A 4,040-nucleotide genomic window follows, 5' to 3' on the forward strand; every position below is an offset into this window, starting at 1 on the left:
CGAGGGAGAGGGGGCGCGGTCCACGCGTGAGGATGAACGGGCGAGGTCCGTCGGATGTGGCCGGCCACGTGCCGTGTCGACTGACACTGCCACCACTTTCTGTCTCGCCGTGCGCGTCGGGAGACCGTCTATCCGGAGGATTCGTTGGCAGGAGAGTTAACCGGTGACGAAGCTCTGCCGGCGGCGTTCGACCCCGGCGACCGTGACCGGGAGGACCTCTACGGTGCGTTGGCGCGCCTTCAGGGCAGCGGCCGAATCGTTCACTCGCCTCAGCTTCAGGCATGGTGCGTGACCGGGTACGACGACATCGCAGCGATCCTCCGTAACGACGACGACTTCTCCGCCCGCGATCACAAACCGCGGGCCGTGGCGGAGATGCCACCGGACATCAAGGAGATGCTGAGCACTTGGAGCGGGGAGTCGGCCTCGCTGGGCGAGATGGACCCGCCCGACCACACCAGGGTCCGGTCCGTGATCAACGCCGGGTTCACCCCACGGGCGTTGAAGGCAGCGGAAGCCGACATCAGGGCAGCGGCCGCGCATCTGCTGCAGCCCCTCACCGCAGCCTCGGAGTTCGACCTGATCACCGAGTTCGCCCTTCCGTACGCGCTGACGGTGATCCTGCGATTCCTCGGCATCCCCGCCGAGCACCACGAGGCGTGCTTGCGCTGGTCCGACCACAAGGTCCAGCTCATGGTGGGCCGCGACCACACTCCCGAGCAACTGAGGGAGTACGCCACGGGGTTGCAGGCCTTCGGCGAGTTCGCCAGGGAGCTGACGGCACAGCGGCTGGCCGCTCCGCGCGACGACCTGATCAGCACCATGCTGCACGAGAATCCTCATGGCCAGCGGCTCTCGCCGGACGAAGTGGTGGCGCTGATCCCGACGCTGATCATCACCGGCCACACCACGCTGGCCCAGGCGCTGGCCATCACCGTCAGGACCCAGCTGCGCTCACCCGGAGCCTGGGCCGCGCTGGTCGACGGCACCGTCCCGATTCCAGACCTCGTCGAAGAGGGGCTACGGCTGGACTGCCCGGTGGTCGGCATGTACCGCACCACCGTGCGGGAGGTGACCGTCGCCGACCGTGTGCTGCCCGCCGGCAGCCGGGTACTCCTGCTGTACGGAGCCGGCAACCGCGACCCCGACCGGTACCCGGACCCGGACAGATGCCTGCCCGGAAGGCGGCCCGCACCTCCGCATCTGGCGTTCGGCCGCGGCACGCACTACTGCGTGGGCGCCGCCCTGGCACGGGCGGAGCTGCAGATCGCACTCGAAGAGCTCGCCGACCGCTTCCCGGCCCTGTCGGCAGCGCCGGAGACCACCCCCGTATACCGGCCGACGTTCCCCCTGCGGGCGCTGACCACTCTTCGGGTGCGGCCATGACCGAGCCGCTCCACTGCCCCCACGCCGCCCCGCACGGGCCCCGGGCGCTGCCCACCACGCCCGAGGGCCACCGACGCCTGTTCGACGCCGTGATCGCCGACGTGGACGACACCCTCACCCTCGACAACTCGGCGGCCGAACTACTGACGGCACTGGGAATCCCACAACAGCGGCTGACCGACCTGATCCGCGAGTCCGAATCCGGACAGATCAGCCAAGCCATCGCCGACCAGCGTCTGCTGACCTTGCTGACATCCCGCGGCGGTCGCGTCCACCGGACCGCCGTCGAGAACGTGTTCTCCAAGATCAGACTGCGCCCATTGGCAGCACCAGTGATCCGAGGCTTCCAACAGGCCGGCCTGCGGGCAGGACTGATCTCCGCCTCATTCAACACCTACGTCGAACACATGGCGGCCCGCCTGGGGCTCACCGACTGGTACAGCAACGTCCAACTCGGCTTCGACGACACCGACACGCTGACCTCAGTCGACTTCACCATCGACGCCGCCGCACTCAAACACCGGCAGCTTCACGACTTCTGCGCCCGACACCGGCTGCATCCCAGCCGGGTGCTGGTAGCGGGCGACAGCCGGTACGACCTCCAGATGTTCGCCTGCACGGGGCACGGCGTACTCATGGCGTCCCCGAACAACACCCAGCTCCGTCCGCACGCCTGGCAGGTCATCGACCGCATCGACGAACTGGCCACGCTGACAGCGGCCCTGAACCCGGCGGAGTGACAAGGGGCACCTCGTCGGCCGGTCGTGCGCCGCACCCACTCCCTCGACCGTCCCCACCACCGTCTCCCATCCCACGTGGAACGACCCACGTCTCTTCCGAGAGGTGATCTCATGCGTGTACACCCGACACCGCCCCATCAGACACTCTGGCCCGCGAGCGCGCTCCCGGGCGGCTGGCGCACCGCGATGGAACGACTGTCGACCTATGTCATCGAACGCGTCGACCCCGACGGCGGGGTCCGCGAACCCTGCCAGAGCCGAGTCCTGGAATCCGCACTCACGCTGGCGCTCCTCCGCGACCATCCCGACCGAACCGATCCCGCGGCACGGATCGCCGGGTACCTGCGACGGCGCCGGGACACGGCCGATCCTCTCGACCAAGCGCTCATCGCGGCAGCCTGCGGGAGCCCGGCCGACCATGGCCGGCCCGTGGACCTCGGCAGCTACATCGCACAGGCACCCGACTTCACCACCAGGCGCAAGCGCGTCTTCTTCGAGGCACTCCTCATCGCCTGTGGCGCCGAGGACGGCGGCGCGGAATCGGCGCCGGCGCCAGAGCAGGCGGCCTTCTCCCACGCAGGGCTTCACCCCTGGGCCGAGGCCCAGACCACGGCCGTGAAGGTCATCTGGGCAACGGCGAGAGGCGCGCAGCACCGGATCGAAGACCGTGACATTGAGCTGCTGGTGTCCCTCCAGAACCAGGACGAGATCTGGGAGGGAAACCTCCTGGTCCACCTGTCAGCCCTGCACGCCCTGCACCGGCTGGGCGGACATGAGGCCGTCGTCCGCAGCGGAGCGGACAAAGTCCTCAAGCACCAGCGCCGCGACGGCGGGATCCCCTTCTTCACCGACACGGACACCTGGTGCACCGCAACCGCGGGAGTGGCACTCATGGCCGCCGGCGCACCCGACGACGTGATCCAGACCATCGCCGACAACCTCGTCCAGCGGCAGAAGCCGAACGGAGGCTGGTCGGTGACCGACATCGCCAATGTCACCGACATCGACGACACATCGGTCATCCTCGAACTGCTGCAGACCCACGACGACCCCGCACACGAGAAGGCCATCGAACGCGGACGGCAGTCGCTGCTCACCACTCGAGGCCCCGACGGAGGATTCCCGACCTACGTTGCCGGCGCCCCCTCCGAGATGTGCATGACCGCCGCCGCGATCAACGCACTCTCCTGCCGGCCACCCCACGACCCCACCGTGCTCCCCAACGCCCTGGAGTACCTCGCCGGGGGGCAACGCGAGGACGGCACCTTCCCTCCGGACTGGAGCGCCAGCAGGCTCCATGTGATGTTCCGTGCCGTGCTGGCCGTCCTACCGTTCGACGTGCCTCGCGCACACACCGTGAGAACAAGGGCGTTCGACCACATCCTTCGTACCCAGAACGCCGACGGAGGCTGGGGCCAGCAGCCCGAATCGACCAGCGACCCGGTCAGCACGGCCTACGCCCTGATCGCCCTGTGCCACCAGCCGGACCCACGGCCGGTCGCCGCCGGAATCGAGTACCTGATGGCCAGGCAGAACAGCGAAGGAAGCATCGACTCGATCTCCGACTCCATCGGACTGAGGTTCCCCCGAGATGCGGAGCGTGTTGACAGAGGATCAGATGGGACTCATGAGAGGAACACCGACCATGGCCGCCCCCAGAAAGTACTCGTTGGAGTTGCGTGAGCGTGCGGTACGGATGTACCGGACCTCCGATCCGAAGCCGCAGATCAAGAAGCTGGCCGTCGACTTCGGTGTGCATCCCGAGGCTCTGCGCGGCTGGATCCGGCAGGCCGAGGCGGATGCCGGCGAGCGCGACGACCGTCTCACCACCGACGAGCGGGCTGAGCTGGTGGCGCTGCGCAAGGAGAACGCCCAGCTCAAGCGGGCGAACGACGTCCTGCGGACGGCCTCGGC

At 68.4% G+C, this 4,040-nt stretch carries 4 protein-coding genes; all 4 read left to right on the forward strand.

The window, feature by feature from the left end; translation table 11 throughout:
• Positions 1-288 precede the first annotated feature (288 nt).
• Positions 289-1,386: a cytochrome P450 gene (locus QIS99_RS31860; RefSeq protein WP_282517241.1), complete on the forward strand. Its 1,098-nt coding sequence runs from the start codon at positions 289-291 to the stop codon at positions 1,384-1,386.
• Positions 1,383-2,126: an HAD family hydrolase gene (locus tag QIS99_RS31865; RefSeq protein ID WP_282517242.1), complete on the forward strand. Its 744-nt coding sequence runs from the start codon at positions 1,383-1,385 to the stop codon at positions 2,124-2,126. The genes QIS99_RS31860 and QIS99_RS31865 overlap by 4 nt, the downstream gene beginning before the upstream one ends.
• A 186-nt stretch (positions 2,127-2,312) precedes the next feature.
• Complete coding sequence (locus tag QIS99_RS31870) at positions 2,313-3,809, forward strand: prenyltransferase/squalene oxidase repeat-containing protein (protein WP_282517243.1); 1,497 nt, start codon at positions 2,313-2,315, stop codon at positions 3,807-3,809.
• Positions 3,772-4,040, forward strand: a 269-nt coding sequence (locus tag QIS99_RS31875; RefSeq protein ID WP_282517244.1) for a transposase, incomplete at its 3' end; no start/stop codon positions are given. The genes QIS99_RS31870 and QIS99_RS31875, both read left to right, overlap by 38 nt.

The sequence above is a fragment of the Streptomyces solicavernae genome (genome assembly GCF_029968095.1).
Classification (GTDB): domain Bacteria; phylum Actinomycetota; class Actinomycetes; order Streptomycetales; family Streptomycetaceae; genus Streptomyces; species Streptomyces solicavernae.